The 14857-nt window shown below is 63.9% G+C and carries 15 protein-coding genes; all 15 read right to left on the reverse strand.

Features of this window, described 5'->3' with window-relative positions; translation table 11 throughout:
- Nucleotides 1-3: 3 nt before the first annotated feature.
- The gene (locus tag ACT2BZ_RS21390; RefSeq protein ID WP_457937586.1) at nt 4-693 is read right to left on the reverse strand and encodes an ABC transporter ATP-binding protein; all 690 of its coding nucleotides are present in this window, start codon (nt 691-693) and stop codon (nt 4-6) included.
- Nucleotides 690-1970, reverse strand: a complete 1281-nt coding sequence (locus tag ACT2BZ_RS21395) for a lipoprotein-releasing ABC transporter permease subunit (RefSeq protein WP_457937587.1) — start codon at nt 1968-1970, stop codon at nt 690-692. The genes ACT2BZ_RS21390 and ACT2BZ_RS21395 overlap by 4 nt, the downstream gene beginning before the upstream one ends.
- Nucleotides 1967-3295: a proline--tRNA ligase gene (proS, locus tag ACT2BZ_RS21400; protein ID WP_457937588.1), complete on the reverse strand. Its 1329-nt coding sequence runs from the start codon at nt 3293-3295 to the stop codon at nt 1967-1969. The genes ACT2BZ_RS21395 and proS overlap by 4 nt, the downstream gene beginning before the upstream one ends.
- Before the next feature lie 454 nt (nt 3296-3749).
- Complete coding sequence (locus ACT2BZ_RS21405) at nt 3750-4016, reverse strand: DUF1467 family protein (RefSeq protein ID WP_457937589.1); 267 nt, start codon at nt 4014-4016, stop codon at nt 3750-3752.
- The gene (gene mce, locus ACT2BZ_RS21410; RefSeq protein ID WP_457937590.1) at nt 4013-4417 is read right to left on the reverse strand and encodes a methylmalonyl-CoA epimerase; all 405 of its coding nucleotides are present in this window, start codon (nt 4415-4417) and stop codon (nt 4013-4015) included. The genes ACT2BZ_RS21405 and mce overlap by 4 nt, the downstream gene beginning before the upstream one ends.
- Nucleotides 4418-4536: 119 nt before the next feature.
- Nucleotides 4537-6207 (reverse strand): ribonuclease J, encoded by a 1671-nt coding sequence (locus ACT2BZ_RS21415; protein WP_457937591.1) that lies wholly within the window; start codon nt 6205-6207, stop codon nt 4537-4539.
- A gap of 23 nt (nt 6208-6230) precedes the next feature.
- Nucleotides 6231-7061: a biotin--[acetyl-CoA-carboxylase] ligase gene (locus ACT2BZ_RS21420; RefSeq protein WP_457937592.1), complete on the reverse strand. Its 831-nt coding sequence runs from the start codon at nt 7059-7061 to the stop codon at nt 6231-6233.
- Between the two features lie 3 nt (nt 7062-7064).
- The gene (gene nuoN / locus ACT2BZ_RS21425; protein WP_457937593.1) at nt 7065-8501 is read right to left on the reverse strand and encodes an NADH-quinone oxidoreductase subunit NuoN; all 1437 of its coding nucleotides are present in this window, start codon (nt 8499-8501) and stop codon (nt 7065-7067) included.
- Nucleotides 8485-10017, reverse strand: coding sequence for an NADH-quinone oxidoreductase subunit M (locus ACT2BZ_RS21430; RefSeq protein ID WP_457937595.1), 1533 nt, complete (start codon nt 10015-10017; stop codon nt 8485-8487). The genes nuoN and ACT2BZ_RS21430 overlap by 17 nt, the downstream gene beginning before the upstream one ends.
- Nucleotides 10018-10020: 3 nt before the next feature.
- A complete protein-coding gene (gene nuoL / locus ACT2BZ_RS21435) occupies nt 10021-12036 on the reverse strand; it encodes an NADH-quinone oxidoreductase subunit L (protein WP_457937597.1) in 2016 nt (671 codons plus the stop codon).
- A gap of 1 nt (nt 12037) precedes the next feature.
- Nucleotides 12038-12346 (reverse strand): NADH-quinone oxidoreductase subunit NuoK, encoded by a 309-nt coding sequence (nuoK, locus tag ACT2BZ_RS21440; RefSeq protein ID WP_457937599.1) that lies wholly within the window; start codon nt 12344-12346, stop codon nt 12038-12040.
- A 2-nt stretch (nt 12347-12348) separates the two neighbouring features.
- Complete coding sequence (locus ACT2BZ_RS21445) at nt 12349-12969, reverse strand: NADH-quinone oxidoreductase subunit J (protein ID WP_457937600.1); 621 nt, start codon at nt 12967-12969, stop codon at nt 12349-12351.
- A 134-nt stretch (nt 12970-13103) separates the two neighbouring features.
- On the reverse strand, nt 13104-13595 hold the full coding sequence (nuoI, locus tag ACT2BZ_RS21450; RefSeq protein ID WP_457937602.1) for an NADH-quinone oxidoreductase subunit NuoI: 492 nt from the start codon (nt 13593-13595) through the stop codon (nt 13104-13106).
- Nucleotides 13592-13813: a hypothetical protein gene (locus ACT2BZ_RS21455; RefSeq protein ID WP_457937603.1), complete on the reverse strand. Its 222-nt coding sequence runs from the start codon at nt 13811-13813 to the stop codon at nt 13592-13594. The genes nuoI and ACT2BZ_RS21455 overlap by 4 nt, the downstream gene beginning before the upstream one ends.
- A complete protein-coding gene (gene nuoH, locus ACT2BZ_RS21460; protein ID WP_457937605.1) occupies nt 13813-14856 on the reverse strand; it encodes an NADH-quinone oxidoreductase subunit NuoH in 1044 nt (347 codons plus the stop codon). Before nuoH ends, ACT2BZ_RS21455 begins: the two co-directional genes overlap by 1 nt.
- Nucleotide 14857 lies beyond the last annotated feature (1 nt).

Genomic DNA, 14857 nt, shown 5'->3' on the forward strand with positions numbered 1-14857 from the left:
GCGCTAGGCCTTTTCCAGCGGCACCACCTTGCCGTCCTGCAATGTCACGCGCCGGTCCATGCGCGAGGCAAGCTCGTGGTTGTGCGTGGCGATCAGCGCCGCCAGGCCCGATTGCTTGACCAGCGCCGCCAGTGCGTCGAACACGTAGGAGGCGGTGACCGGATCGAGGTTGCCGGTCGGTTCGTCGGCGAGCAGGATAAGCGGCGCGTTGGCCACCGCGCGGGCGATCGCCACGCGCTGCTGTTCGCCGCCCGAAAGCTCGGACGGCCGGTGATGCGCTCGCTTGCCGATCTGCATGTAGTCGAGCAGCTGTTCGGAGCGCGCCTTCGCCTCGGCCTGCGGCAGGCCCTTGATGATCTGCGGCATCATGATGTTTTCGAGCGCCGAGAACTCGGGCAGCAGGTGATGGAACTGGTAGACGAAGCCGATGTCGTTGCGCCGGATCGCCGTGCGCTCGTCGTCGGAGAGCCGCCCGCAGGCGCGTCCGGCCAGGATCACGTCACCGGCGTCCGGACGCTCCAGCAGGCCTGCCGTGTGCAGCAGCGTCGACTTGCCGGCGCCGGACGGCGCAACCAGCGCCACCATCTCGCCGGGCACCAGCGAAAAATCGGCGCCGTTCAGGATCGTCAGCTTGCGCTGGCCCTGCACATAGTGGCGCTCGACGCTCTTCAGTTCGATGATGGGGTCGCTCACTCGTACCTCAGTGCTTCGACCGGATCGAGCTTTGCGGCGCGCCAGGCCGGGAAGATGGTCGCGATGAATGACAGAACCAGCGCCATCAGCACCACCGACAGCGTCTCGCCAAGGTTCATCTCGGCCGGCAGCTGGCTGAGGAAGTAGAGTTCCGGATTGAACAGGATGGTCCCCGAAATCCAAGAGAAGAACTGGCGGATGGATTCGACGTTGAGGCAGATGACGATGCCGAGCAGCACGCCGGCTATCGTGCCGGTCACGCCGATGGCCGCTCCTGTCATCAGGAAGATGCGCAGTATGGCGCCGCGCGAGGCGCCCATGGTGCGCAGGATGGCGATGTCCCGCCCCTTGTCCTTCACCAGCATGATAAGGCCGGAGATGATGTTGAGCGCCGCCACCAGCACGATCAGCGTCAGGATCATGAACATCACGTTGCGCTCGACCTGTAGCGCGGAAAAGAAGGTCTGGTTGCGCTGCCGCCAGTCCGAGATGAAGACCTGGCGCTGCGTCGCAACCTCGACGTCGCCGCGCAGCGAGTCGACATCGTCCGGACGGTCGACGAAGACCTCGATGGTCTGGGCGCGGCCTTCCATGTTGAAATAGAGCTGCGACTCGGCGAACGGCATGAAGATGACCGAGGAATCGAATTCCGACATGCCGACGTCGAAGATCGCAATCACAGGGTAGCCCTTCACCCGTGGCGACGCGCCGAGCGGGGTGACGTCGCCGTCTGGCGAGATCAGCGTGATCGTGTCGCCGAGGATGAGGCCGAGATTGTTGGCCATGCGCTGGCCGATGGCGACGCCGCCCGAATCGTCGAAGCCGACGACCGAGCCCTGCTTGATGTTGCCCGACACCACCGACAGCTTGCTGAGGTCGTCGCCGCGAATGCCGCGCACCAGCGCGCCTGTGCCGGCTCCGACACTTCCCGAGGCCAGCACCTGTCCGTCGATCAGCGGGATGGCGTATTTGACGCCGGCCACGCCGTTGATGCGGTTTGCGATCTCGGCATAGTTCTCGAGCGGGGTGTCGAGCGGCTGCACGATCAGGTGACCGTTGATGCCGAGGATGCGGGTCAGGAGTTCCGTGCGAAAGCCGTTCATCACCGCCATCACGACGATCAGCGTGGCAACGCCCAGCATGATGCCGAGGAAGGAGATCGAGGCGATCACCGAGATCACCGTCTCCTTGCGGCGCGAACGCAGGTAGCGCCAGGCGACCAGCCGCTCGAAGGCGGAAAAGGGTCCGGCGCCGGCAGGCTTGGCGACAGCGCTCATTTCGTGCTGCCGAACCGCTTCGCCACGTCCGCGATCGGCAGCGTCTCACGCTCGCCGGTCTTGCGGTTCTTGATCTCGGCCTCGCCGGCGGCCGCGCCGCGCGGCCCGATGATGACTTGCCAAGGCAGGCCGATCAGGTCGGCAGTGGCGAACTTGCCGCCCGGCCGCTGGTCGGAGTCGTCGTAGAGCACGTCCTTGCCGGCTGCCGTCAGCGCGGCCTCGAGCTCGCCGCAGATGCGGTCGCACTCGGCATCGCCTGCCTTCATGTTGATCAGGCCCACATCGAAAGGCGCCACGGCTTCCGGCCAGATGATGCCGTTGTCGTCGTGGCTCGCCTCGATGATCGCCGCGATCAGGCGTGACGGGCCGATGCCGTAGGAGCCCATGGAGACGCTATGGTCCTTGCCGTCCGGCCCGGTCACCTTGGCGCCCATCGGCTTGGAGTACTTGTCGCCGAAGTGGAAGATGTGGCCGACTTCGATGCCGCGCGCCGACAGCCGGTCGTCGCCGGCAATGGTTTCCCACGTCGTCTCGTCATGCATCTCGTCGGTCGCCGCATAGGGCGTCGTCCAGGCGTCGACGATGCCGCCGATTTCCGCATCGTTGGCAAAGTCGGTGTCCTCGCCGGGCACCGGCAGGTCGAGGAAGGCGCGGTCGCAATAGACCTGGCTTTCGCCGGTGTCGGCCAGGATGATGAACTCGTGGCTGAGATCGCCGCCGATCGGCCCGGTGTCGGCCCGCATCGGTATCGCCTTCAGCCCCATCCGCGTGAAGGTGCGCAGGTAGGACACGAACATGCGGTTGTAGGCAGCCTTGGCGCCTTCGAAATCGAGATCGAAGGAATAGGCGTCCTTCATCAGGAACTCGCGAGAGCGCATCACGCCGAAGCGCGGACGGACCTCGTCGCGGAACTTCCACTGGATGTGGTAGAGGTTGAGCGGCAGGTCCTTGTAGGAGCGCACGTAGGAGCGGAAGATCTCGGTGACCATTTCCTCGTTGGTCGGGCCGAACAGCATGTCGCGGTCGTGCCGGTCCTTGATGCGCAGCATCTCCTTGCCGTAGTCGTCGTAGCGGCCGCTTTCGCGCCACAGATCCGCGCCCTGGATTGTCGGCATCAGGATCTCGAGCGCCCCTGCCCGGTTCTGTTCCTCGCGCACGATCTGGCAGACCTTGTCGAGCACGCGCTTGCCGAGCGGCAGCCACGAGAAGCTGCCCGCTGCCTGCTGGCGGATCATCCCGGCGCGCAGCATGAGGCGGTGAGAAACGATCTCGGCCTCGCGCGGATTTTCTTTCAGGATAGGCAGGAAGTAGCGCGAGAGCCGCATGATTGATCCGTCAGAAGGGGTCGAGAATGTTGCGCCGGAATCGGCAATGCCATGCGCGATGCATGCACGCGCTTCATAGCCATTTCGTGGCCGGTTGGAAACCCGCACAAAAGCGAGCCGGATCGGGATTTTCAGACTGTCCGTTTGGCAAGCATCTGCTGTCCAGAAATTGTGCAGTGCAGCACAATGAAGCCCCCAATGTGACAAATTTCCGCGTGACATTGCGCGCGGCGTTGGTCTAATGTCTGGCGATAAACGAGGGAGCGAAGCTCAATTTGCTCTCCTACGCGGTCAAAGTCTTGGGAGGATGCGATCTAGGCGCGTGAATTCGCTGCCGCCGGTTACCGGAAAACAGATCGGACGCGTTCATTTTGCAAGGCTTCGTGCCTTGCATTTTTTTTGTGCAATCAGATGTTTGCAGCCGCGATGTGACTCGTTGCGCGAGCTCGCCTGCTCAGAGGTCGGGCACCAGCCGCGGTATGTCGTCGAAGCCGTAGCCTAGCCCCTTGGTCAGGCCGTAGAAGACCCCGATCAGGATCGCCGTCACCAGCGTCGTCCACAGCATGGCACGCACCACATGCGGCCCGCGCGGTGCGCTCGACACGGTGCCGAGCGTCACGTCGTCTTCCTCGTGCTGCGTCTTCAGGCCGAAAGGCAGGATGGCGAACAGCACCAGCCACCAGACGACGAAGAAAAGCGCCGTCATCGATACCCAGTTCATTTCTGCTCCAGTTCGACCAGTGTGCCCATGAAGTCCTTGGGATGCAGGAAAAGCACCGGCTTGCCATGCGCGCCGATCCTGGGCGTTCCGTCACCCAGCACGCGCGCGCCCGCGTCAGCCAGGCGATCCCTGGCAGCCAGGATGTCGTCCACCTCGTAGCAGACATGGTGCACGCCGCCGGCAGGGTTCTTGGTCAGGAAGGCTGCGATGGGCGAGGCTTCGCCCAGCGGCTCCAGCAGCTCGATCTTGCTGTTGCCGGTATCGACGAAGACCACCGTCACGCCATGCTCGGGCAACGCCTGCCTGTCGCTGACGGCAGCACCGAGCGTGTCGCGATAGACCGCCGTTGCGGCCTCGAGATCAGGCACGGCAATGGCGACGTGGTTGAGGCGCCCGAGCATCAGATGGCCGGCGAAGGGTGAGTGGTGAACGGCGAATGGTCCGCGATCGCGCTTGTTACCGCGCGCCTGCGGCGACTCCGCCCGCTATCCTTCACCATCTTGCCATTCTCCATTCGCTGCTACCGCGTCACGAAGACGGTCACCAGCGGCTTCTTGCCCCAGGCTTCGTTGGCAGCACCGCGCACGGCGCGACGCACCGACTCCTGTACCAGGTCGAGATCTTTTCGCCTCTGGCGGGGTATGCTTTCAAATGCGCCAATCGCCGCATCCAGCATCACGTCTTCCATGTCGTCGCCCTTGGCATTCACCATCGCGACGCCGATCGCCACGATGTCGGGATCGCCGGCCAGCTCGTAGCGCTCGTCGAGCACCACGTTCACCGCCACATGCCCGGCAAAGGACAGCTTGCGGCGGTCGCGGATACCCATCGTTTCGTCGTCGCCGATCAGCCGGCCGTCCTTGTAGACCCGGCCGAACGGAACTTTGCGGAGAATTTCAGCCGCACCCGGCGCCAGCCGGAGCATGTCGCCGTCGCGCACCTGCGCCACCTGCCCGATGCCGGATGCCGACATCAGCGAACCTTGCGCGACGAGATGCGCCGCCTCGCCATGCACCGGCACGCCGATCTGCGGCCGGGTCCACTCGTACATCTTGCGCAATTCGCTGCGGCGCGGATGGCCCGAGACGTGCACCAGCGCGTCGCTGTCCTCGATGATCCTGATGCCCTGGTCGATCAGCTGGTTCTTGATCTCGAGAATCGCCTTTTCGTTGCCGGGAATGGTCCGCGAGGAAAACACGACCGTATCGCCGGGCGACAGCGCCACCGACTTCATCTCGTCGCGCGCCAGCTTGGCAAGTGCCGCGCGTCCCTCGCCCTGGCTGCCCGTGCAGATGACGACGAGGTTCTCGCGCGGGATGAAGCCGTAATCCTCTTCCGCGATGAAGGGCGGAATTCCCTCCATGTAGCCGAGTTCACTGGCCACTCCGATCATACGCTTCAGCGAGCGGCCGAGCACCAGCACCTGGCGGCCGCTGTCGCGTGCCGCCTCGGCGATCGAGCGCACGCGACCGACATTCGACGAGAAGGTGGTGATCGCTACCCGGCCCGCCGCCTTCTGGATGACGCCGCGCAGGCCCTCGCCCACCGCCTGCTCGGACGGAGATTCGCCTTCACGCATGGCATTGGTGGAATCGCAGATCAGCGCCAGCACGCCGGCGTCGCCGATGGCGCGGAAGCGCGCCTCGTCCGTCATCGGGCCGATCTCCGGCGCCGGGTCGAGCTTCCAGTCGCCGGTATGGACGATGGTGCCGAGCGGCGAGGTGATCGCCAGCGACATCGGTTCGGGGATCGAGTGGCTGACCGGAATCGCCTCGATCTTGAAGGGACCGACCTCGAACGTGTCGCCGCCGCGGTAGACAGTCACCGGGATTTTCGGCGCGCCGCTCTCGCCCTGGCGCTTGGCCTCGAGCAACCCGGCCGCGAAGGGCGTCATCCACACCGGCGCCTTCAGCTTCGGCCAGATGTCGAGCAAGGCACCGTAATGGTCCTCATGCGCATGCGTGATGACGATGCCGCGCAGATTTGGCAGCTGCTCCTCGATGAAGCGCGAGTCGGGCAGCACGAGGTCGACGCCGGGCAGTGTTGCGTCCGGAAAGGTCACGCCGACATCGACGATCAGCCATTCGCGCTTGTCGGCCGGCCCGTAGCCGTACAGCGCGAAGTTCATGCCGATCTCGCCGACGCCGCCGAGCGGAACGAAGACCAGTTCCGCGCCCTTGGATTTAGCCATGGATGTTCACCTTTCCTGGCGCCTCACGCAGCGCCGGCGGATGCGACCGCGCCGAAATGCACGTCGCCCGCTGCAATTTTCACGATGTCGCCACCGTTCGCCCTTATGACGAAGCGGCAGTCCTCGTCGATCGTCTCGAACACGCCGCGCACGACATTTCCGTCGACGCGCACGGCAACCTCAGAACCTAGTCCTGCCGCGCGAGAAAGCCAGCGCTGGCGGATGCGCGACAGGCCCTGCCCCCGGTCCCAGTCGCGGCTGTTGTCTGTCCAGGCGTCGGACAGCGCCAAAAACAGCGTCTCCGCGTCCACCTTCGCCCCGAGCGCCTTCAGCGACGTTGCCGGGTAAGGCACACCGTCGGGATGCGCCACGACGTTGACCCCGATGCCGATCGCCAGTGCGAAGCGCCCGCCGCCGATGAGCGAGGATTCGAGCAGGATCCCGGCGAGCTTTGAACCGTCGGCCAGCACGTCGTTCGGCCATTTCAGCTCGAAGCGTGCGCCTGCGCCGGCCCCCTGCCCGCCATCGACGCCGACCGAGATCCGCGCGTTGGGAATGACCGCGTTCAGCGCGTCCGACAGCGCCAGCCCGGCGACGAAGCCGAGTGTCGCGGCAAGTCGGAGATCGTGGCTGTCTACGACGAGAAGCGTGGCGGCGAGATTCCCGGTCGGCGTGTCCCAGGCCCGACCGCGCCGGCCACGCCCGCTTTCCTGACGGCTGGAAACCACCCAGAGCTTTCCGGGATCACCCGCCCGCGCATGCTCGAGTGCCAGCGCGTTGGTCGAGCCGACACTCTCATGCGCTTCGAGCCGGTATCCATCCGACAGGGCCGTCGGAGCCAGCGCGAAGCCCATCGCCTAGAAGAAGGTCCTTGCCGCGGCTTCTGCCATCGTGCCGATCGGACCGATGATCAGGACGTAGAACAACACGAAGGCGCCCGACACGCCGAGCACCAGCCGCAGCGAGCCCGCCATCGGCACGAAGCTGCCGGCCGGCTCGTCGAACCACATGAGCTTGATGATGCGCAGGTAGTAGTAGGCGCCGACCACCGAGGCCAGCACGCCGATCACCGCCAGCGCGTAGAGCCCGGCATTGATGGCGGCGAGGAACACGTACCACTTGGCCCAGAAGCCGGCGAGCGGCGGGATGCCGGCCAGCGAGAACATCAGGATCGTCAGGATCGTCGCCATGATCGGATTGGTGCTCGACAGGCCGGCGAGATCGCCGATCTGTTCGACGCTGCCTTCCTTGCGCCGCATCGCCAGGATGCAGGCGAAGGTGCCGAGCGTCATCACCAGGTAGATCAGCATGTAGATGACGACGCCGCGCACGCCGTCCTGGCTGTTGGCGGAAAGACCGACAAGGGCGAAGCCCATATGGCCGATCGACGAATAGGCCATCAGCCGCTTGATGTTCTGCTGCCCGATCGCCGCGAAGGAGCCGAGCACCATTGAGGCGATCGAGATGAACACCACGATCTGCTGCCAGTCGGCGGCGATCGGCTCGAAGGCCTGCATGGTGATGCGCACGATGAGTGCCATCGCCGCCATCTTGGGCGCCGCGGCCAGGAAGGCGGTAACCGGCGTCGGCGCACCCTCGTAGACGTCCGGCGTCCACATGTGGAACGGCACGGCCGAGATCTTGAAGGCCAGTCCGGCCAGCACGAAGACAAGGCCGAAGACAAGGCCGAGCTGGCGTTCGGCACCCGAGAGCGCGGCGGCAATCTGCTCGAAGCCGACGCTGCCTGTATAGCCGTAGACGAGGCTGATGCCATAAAGCAGCATGCCCGACGACAGCGCGCCGAGCACGAAATACTTCAGGCCGGCTTCCGACGAACGCAGATTGTCGCGGTTGAAGGCGGCAAGCACGTAGATGGCCAGCGACTGCAACTCGAGCCCGAGATAGAGCGCGATCATGCTGTTGGCCGAGATCATCAGCATCATGCCGAGCGTGCACAGCAGCACCAGCACCGGGAACTCGAACTTGTCGAAGTTGAGTTCCCTGGCGAAGACGCCAGACATCAGCAGCGCCGCGGCCGAGCCGGTCAGCGCGAGAATCTTCATGAAATGCGCGAAGGGATCGACGAGGAACGCACCACCGAAGGCCTCGCCGCTGCCGCCCTGCAGCGCCATCCAGCCGCCTGCGGCGATCAGGATGGCGATAGCCAGCCCGTTGATCATGCCGTAGGCGCGCGCGCTCGAGAACACGCCGATCATCAGCAGGGCCAGGGCGCCGATCACAAGGATCAGCTCCGGCATTGCGAGCGACAGGCTTGAGCTAAGTTCCGGCGTCATGGTTCGCCCCTAAATTCGCCACCGCGCTATGCGCGGCGTCGAGCGATATGCTGATTGTGTTGACGAGCGCCTCGACCGAAGTGGCCGTCGCGTCGAAGATCGGCGCCGGGTAGACGCCGAAGAAGATGACGAGCACGACCAGCGGATAGAGGATCAGCTTCTCGCGCGCGGACAGGTCGAGCATGCCCTCGAGGCTCTCCTTGGTCAGCGCGCCGAACACCACCTTGCGGTAAAGCCACAGCGCGTAGGCCGCCGACAGGATCACGCCGGTCGTCGCGAACAGCGCCACCCAGGTGTTGACCCGGAAGATGCCGAGCAGCGTCAGGAACTCGCCGATGAAGCCGCTGGTGCCGGGCAGCCCGACATTGGCCATCGTGAAGATCAGGAAGGCGACCGCGTATTTCGGCATGTTGTTGACCAGGCCACCATAGGCCGCGATCTCGCGGGTATGCATGCGGTCGTAGACGACGCCCACGCACAGGAACAGCGCGCCCGATACCAGGCCGTGCGACAGCATCTGGAAGATCGCGCCCTGCACGCCTTCCTGGTTCATGGCGAAGATGCCCATGGTCACGTAGCCCATGTGGGCGACCGACGAATAGGCGATCAGCTTCTTCATGTCCTCCTGCATCAGCGCCACCAGCGAGGTGTAGATGATGGCGATGACCGACAGCGCGAAGACCAGGGGAGCGAGGTCGATCGAGGCAAGCGGGAACATCGGCAGCGAGAAGCGCAGAAGGCCGTAACCGCCCATCTTCAGCATGATGCCGGCCAGAATGACCGAACCGGCCGTCGGCGCCTCGACATGCGCATCGGGAAGCCAGGTGTGCACCGGCCACATCGGCATCTTCACCGCGAAGGAGGCAAAGAAGGCGAGCCACAGCCATGTCTGCATGTTGGCCGGGAAGTCATGTGTCAGCAGCGTCGGGATATCGGTCGTGCCGGACTGGTAGAACATTGCCATGATGGCGAGCAGCATCAGCACCGAGCCGAGCAGCGTGTAGAGGAAGAACTTGAACGAGGCATAGACGCGCCGCTTGCCGCCCCACACGCCGATGATGATGAACATCGGGATCAGGCCGCCCTCGAAGAAGACGTAGAACAGCACGATGTCGAGCGCCGTGAAGACGCCGATCATCAGCGTCTCCAGCAGCAGAAACGAGACCATGTAGGCCTTCACGCGCTTGTCGATCGATTCCCAGCTCGCCAGGATGCAGAACGGCATCAGGAAGGTCGTCAGGATGACGAACAGCATCGAGATGCCGTCGACGCCGACATGGTAGGAGATGCCGGAATCCATCCAGTCGGCCTTCTCGACCATCTGGAATCCGGGATCGGCATTGTCGAAGCCGATCCAGATCAGCAGCGAGAGCACGAAGGTCAGGATCGTCGTCCACAATGCGATGGCGCGCATGTTGCGCTTGGCGCTCGCGCCGTCCTCCCGGATCAGCAGGATGAACAACGCGCCAGCCAGCGGCAGGAACGTGACCGTGGAGAGAATGGGCCAGTCGGTCATGGTCTAGAACGAGCTCCCGAACATCATCCAGGTGACGAGGCCGGCAACGCCGATCAACATGGCAAAGGCATAGTGGTAGAGGTAACCGGTCTGCAGCTTGACGACGCGGTTGGTCACGTCGACCACGCGCGCCGAGACGCCGTCGGGGCCGAAGCCGTCGATGATGCGGCCGTCGCCGGTCTTCCACAGGAAGCTGCCCAGCCGCTTGGCCGGATTGACGAACAGCATGTCGTAGAGCTCATCGAAGTACCACTTGTTGAGCAGGAACCGGTAGAGGAAGCGGTGCTGCGAGGCCAGCGTCACCGGCGTCTGCGGCGAGCGGATATAGAACTGGTAGGCCACCAGGAAGCCGAGCACCATGGCGACGAAGGGCGACAGCTTCACCCACATCGGCACCTCGTGGATGGCATGCAGAATGTGGTTGTCCGGCAGCGTGAACAGCGACGCCTTCCAGAACTCCGCATAATGCTCGCCGACGAAATATTCGTGGAACACGACGCCCGCAAAGAGCGCGCCGGCAGCCAGGATGAACAGCGGCACCAGCATCACCATCGGCGACTCATGCACGTGGTGCATCACGTCGTGGCTGGCACGCGGCGCCCCGTGGAACGTCATGAAGATCAGCCGCCAGGAGTAGAAGCTGGTGAACGCAGCGGCGATCACCAGCAGCCAGAAGGCGTAGAACGCCACGGTGCTGTGACCGGCGAAGGCGCCTTCGATGATGGCGTCCTTGGAGAAGAAGCCGGCCGTGCCGATGATCGTGCCCGGAATGCCGACGCCGGTCAGCGCCAGCGTGCCAATGATCATCATCCAGTAGGTCTTGGGGATCAGCTTTCGCAGGCCGCCCATCTTGCGCATGTCCTGCTCGTCGGAGACGGCATGGATCACCGAGCCGGAACCGAGGAACAAGAGCGCCTTGAAGAAGGCATGCGTGAACAGGTGGAAGATCGCCGCCGAGTAGAAGCCGAGGCCCAGCGCCACGAACATGTAGCCGAGCTGCGAACAGGTCGAATAGGCGATGACGCGCTTGATGTCGTTCTGCACCAGGCCGACGGTCGCGGCGAAGAAGGCGGTGATGGCGCCGACGCAGACCACGACGGTGAGTGCTGTATGCGACAGTTCGAAAATCGGCGACAGGCGCGCCAGCATGAACACGCCGGCCGTCACCATGGTGGCGGCATGGATCAGCGCCGAAACCGGTGTCGGGCCTTCCATGGCGTCGGGCAGCCAGGTGTGCAGCGGCACCTGCGCCGACTTGCCCATGGCGCCCATCAGGAGCAGCAGGCAGACGATCGTCAGCGCCGACTGCTTGTCGAGCGCGTAGCCGAGGAAGGTGAGGACCGCCTCGCCATGGGCGGCTGCTTCGGCAGCCACGCCCTCCGCGCCATGTCCGCCAGCCGGCAGGAAGGTCGACGCATTGGCGAAGATGGTGCCGAGATTGACCGAGCCGAACAGCACGAAGACACCGAAGATGCCGAGCGCGAAGCCGAAGTCGCCGACGCGGTTGACCACGAAGGCCTTGATGGCGGCGGCGTTGGCGGACGGCTTCTTGTACCAGAACCCGATTAGCAGGTAGGAGGCGAGGCCGACGCCCTCCCAGCCGAAGAACATCTGCACCAGGTTGTCGGAGGTCACCAGCATCAGCATGGCGAAGGTGAACAGCGACAGGTAGGCGAAGAAGCGCGGCCTGTGCGGATCGTGGTGCATGTAGCCGATCGAGTAGATGTGGACCAGCGTCGACACCGTGTTGACGACGACCAGCATGACTACCGTCAGCGTGTCGATCCTCAATGCCCAGTCGGCCTGCAGGCCGCCCGATTCGATCCAGCGCATCACCGGCACGACAAAGGCTTCGCCCTCGCCGAAGGCGACGGTGAAGAAGGCGATCCACGACAGCACCGCAACGACGATCATCAGACCGCTGGTGATGTACTCGGACGCCTTGGCGCCGAGCGAGTTGCCGAACAGTCCGACGATCAGGAACCCGACAAGGGGGAGAAAGACGATGGCCTGGTACATCTCAACCCTTCATCATGTTCACGTCTTCGACCGCGATGGAGCCGCGGTTGCGGAAGAATACGACGAGAATGGCAAGGCCGATCGCGGCTTCCGCGGCGGCCACCGTCAGCACGAACAGGGCGAACACCTGGCCGACAAGGTCGCCGAGCGCTGCCGAGAAGGCGACGAAATTGATGTTAACGGCGAGCAGGATGAGTTCGACCGACATCAGGATGACGATGACGTTCTTACGGTTCAGGAAGATGCCAAACACGCCGAGCGTGAACAGGATCGCCGACACCGTGAGGAAATGTGCAATATCAACCGTCATCGTCAGATGCCCTTGCCCGTCTCGACCTTCTTGACCTCGATCGCGGTGGCCGGCGTGCGCGCAACCTGGGCCGAGATGTTCTGGCGCTTGACGCCCGGCTTGTGGCGCAGCGTCAGCACGATGGCGCCGATCATGGCGACCAGCAGAACCAGTCCGGCGATCTGGAAGTAGAAGAGGTAGTCCGTATAGAGGATGTCGCCGAGTGCTGCCGTGTTGTGGCGCGTGGCGATGTCCGGGGTCGGCTGCGAGATCGTCGAGGCAAGCTGCGGCGCAAACGCGTAGCCGCCAGTTACCACGATCAGTTCTGCCGCCAGAATCAGCCCCACCACCGCGCCGATAGGCGCATATTGCAGCGCGCCGCTCTTCAGTTCAGCGAAGTCGACGTCGAGCATCATGACGACGAACAGGAACAGCACCGCCACCGCGCCGACATAGACGACGAGCAGGATCATAGCCAGGAACTCGGCCCCGGTCAGCAGGAACAGGCCGGCCGCGTTGACGAAGGTCAGGATCAGGAACAGCACCGAATGCACGGGGTTGCGCGCGGAAATGACCATGAAGGCCGATCCGATCGCGATAAAGGCGAAGAGGTAGAAAAATACCGCTTCCAGTCCGTTGAGCATGGGTTCCCCCGGTTATCCTGTTCGGTCAAGACGCGAAGCACGCCCTGTCCGTTTGTGGTCCTTGCCCCCGCCTCCGGTCGACAAAGCCGCGTGTTCCTTAGACGAGGCGTCCCGCCCCGTCCATCGTTCAAACTTCAGCGATACGGCGCATCCAAAGCGATGTTGCGCGCCAGTTCCCGCTCCCACCGGTCGCCATTGGCGAGCAGCTTGTCCTTGTCGTAGTAAAGCTCTTCGCGCGTCTCCGTCGCGAACTCGAAATTCGGCCCCTCGACGATGGCGTCGACCGGGCAGGCTTCCTGGCAGAAGCCGCAATAGATGCACTTCACCATGTCGATGTCGTAGCGCACGGTGCGACGCGTGCCGTCGTTGCGGCGCGGTCCGGCCTCGATGGTGATCGCCTGCGCCGGGCAGATCGCCTCGCACAGCTTGCAGGCAATGCAGCGTTCCTCGCCGTTCGGATAGCGGCGCAGCGCGTGCTCGCCGCGAAAGCGCGGGCTGAGCGGCCCCTTCTCGTGCGGATAGTTCAGCGTCGCCTTCGGCGCGAAGAACTGCCGCATCGACAGGAAGAAGGCGCCGACGAATTCGGCGAGCAGCAGCGACTTGGCGGCTTGTGCGAGTGCGCTCATTTGTCTGCTCCGAACAATATTGACCCACCATTCCATCCGACAACTGCCCCGGCACAAACGGCGGCGGCAACCAGATATTTGAAGTTTTGCCGCAGGTCATCTGCGGTGAGGCCGAAATTCATGGGCGCCCTGTCCAAAAGCTTCGTCTTGTGAAGCAGGAACCAACCGATCAAGGTGCCAAAGCCCAACCAGGCAGCGCCCAGAATGTTTGCGCTCATCAGGCAAGCCCCGTGATCTTGAGGAAGGCCGCGGTGGCGATGACCATGAACAGCGAGATCGGCAGGAAGACCTTCCAGCCCAGCCGCATCAGCTGGTCGTAGCGGTAGCGCGGCACGAAGGCCTTCACCATGGAGATCATGAAGAACACCATGCAGACCTTGAGCACGAACCAGATGACGCCCGGCACCCAGGTGAAGGGCGCGAAGTCGAACGGGGGCAGCCAGCCGCCGAGGAACAGGATCGTCGTCAGCGCGCACATCAGCACGATCGCCACATACTCGCCGAGGAAGAACAGCAGGAACGGCGTCGAGGAATATTCGATCATGTGGCCGGCGACGAGTTCCGATTCGGCCTCGACAAGGTCGAAGGGCGGCCGGTTCGTCTCGGCCAGCGCCGAGATGAAGAAGATGACGAACATCGGGAACAGCGCCAGCCAGTGCCAGTCGAGCAGCGTGTTGGGCAGGCCGAGCATGGTGCCGAGCCCGTCGCGCTGCGACAGCACGATGTCGGTCAGGTTGAGCGAGCCGACGCACAAGAGCACGGTGACGATGACGAAGCCGATCGAGACTTCGTAGGACACCATCTGTGCGGCCGAGCGCAGCGCACCGAGGAACGGGTATTTCGAGTTCGACGCCCAGCCGCCCATGATCACGCCATAGACCTCGAGCGAGGAGATGGCGAAGACGTAGAGGATGCCGACATTGACGTTGGCGATGCCCCAGCCCTCGTCGACCGGGATCACCGCCCAGGCGGCAAGCGCCAGCACGGCCGACACCAGCGGTGCCAGCAGGAACACGCCCTTGTTGGCGCCTGACGGGATGACCGGTTCCTTGAAGACGAACTTCAACAGGTCGGCAAAGGCCTGCAGCAGGCCCCAGGGACCGACCACGTTCGGTCCGCGGCGCAACTGCACCGCCGCCCAGATCTTGCGGTCGGCATAGAGGATATAGGCGACGAAGATCAGCAGGACGACGATCAGCACGACCGACTTCAACAGGATGATCAGTGCCGGCAGCACGTAGAATGAGAAGAAGGATTCCATC

This window comes from Mesorhizobium sp. 10J20-29, assembly GCF_054130485.1.

Excerpts from the sequence above, each read along its gene's own strand:
- nuoI (WP_457937602.1), bottom strand. The coding sequence starts at position 13,595 with ATGAGCGCACTCGCACAAGCCGCCAAGTCGCTGCTGCTCGCCGAATTC.
- ACT2BZ_RS21430 (WP_457937595.1), bottom strand. The coding sequence starts at position 10,017 with ATGACCGACTGGCCCATTCTCTCCACGGTCACGTTCCTGCCGCTGGCT.
- nuoK (WP_457937599.1), bottom strand. The coding sequence starts at position 12,346 with ATGACGGTTGATATTGCACATTTCCTCACGGTGTCGGCGATCCTGTTC.
- ACT2BZ_RS21420 (WP_457937592.1), bottom strand. The coding sequence starts at position 7,061 with ATGGGCTTCGCGCTGGCTCCGACGGCCCTGTCGGATGGATACCGGCTC.
- ACT2BZ_RS21395 (WP_457937587.1), bottom strand. The coding sequence starts at position 1,970 with ATGAGCGCTGTCGCCAAGCCTGCCGGCGCCGGACCCTTTTCCGCCTTC.
- nuoH (WP_457937605.1), bottom strand. The coding sequence starts at position 14,856 with ATGGAATCCTTCTTCTCATTCTACGTGCTGCCGGCACTGATCATCCTG.
- proS (WP_457937588.1), bottom strand. The coding sequence starts at position 3,295 with ATGCGGCTCTCGCGCTACTTCCTGCCTATCCTGAAAGAAAATCCGCGC.
- ACT2BZ_RS21405 (WP_457937589.1), bottom strand. The coding sequence starts at position 4,016 with ATGAACTGGGTATCGATGACGGCGCTTTTCTTCGTCGTCTGGTGGCTG.
- ACT2BZ_RS21445 (WP_457937600.1), bottom strand. The coding sequence starts at position 12,969 with ATGCTCAACGGACTGGAAGCGGTATTTTTCTACCTCTTCGCCTTTATC.
- mce (WP_457937590.1), bottom strand. The coding sequence starts at position 4,417 with ATGCTCGGGCGCCTCAACCACGTCGCCATTGCCGTGCCTGATCTCGAG.
- ACT2BZ_RS21415 (WP_457937591.1), bottom strand. The coding sequence starts at position 6,207 with ATGGCTAAATCCAAGGGCGCGGAACTGGTCTTCGTTCCGCTCGGCGGC.
- nuoL (WP_457937597.1), bottom strand. The coding sequence starts at position 12,036 with ATGTACCAGGCCATCGTCTTTCTCCCCCTTGTCGGGTTCCTGATCGTC.
- nuoN (WP_457937593.1), bottom strand. The coding sequence starts at position 8,501 with ATGACGCCGGAACTTAGCTCAAGCCTGTCGCTCGCAATGCCGGAGCTG.
- ACT2BZ_RS21455 (WP_457937603.1), bottom strand. The coding sequence starts at position 13,813 with ATGAGCGCAAACATTCTGGGCGCTGCCTGGTTGGGCTTTGGCACCTTG.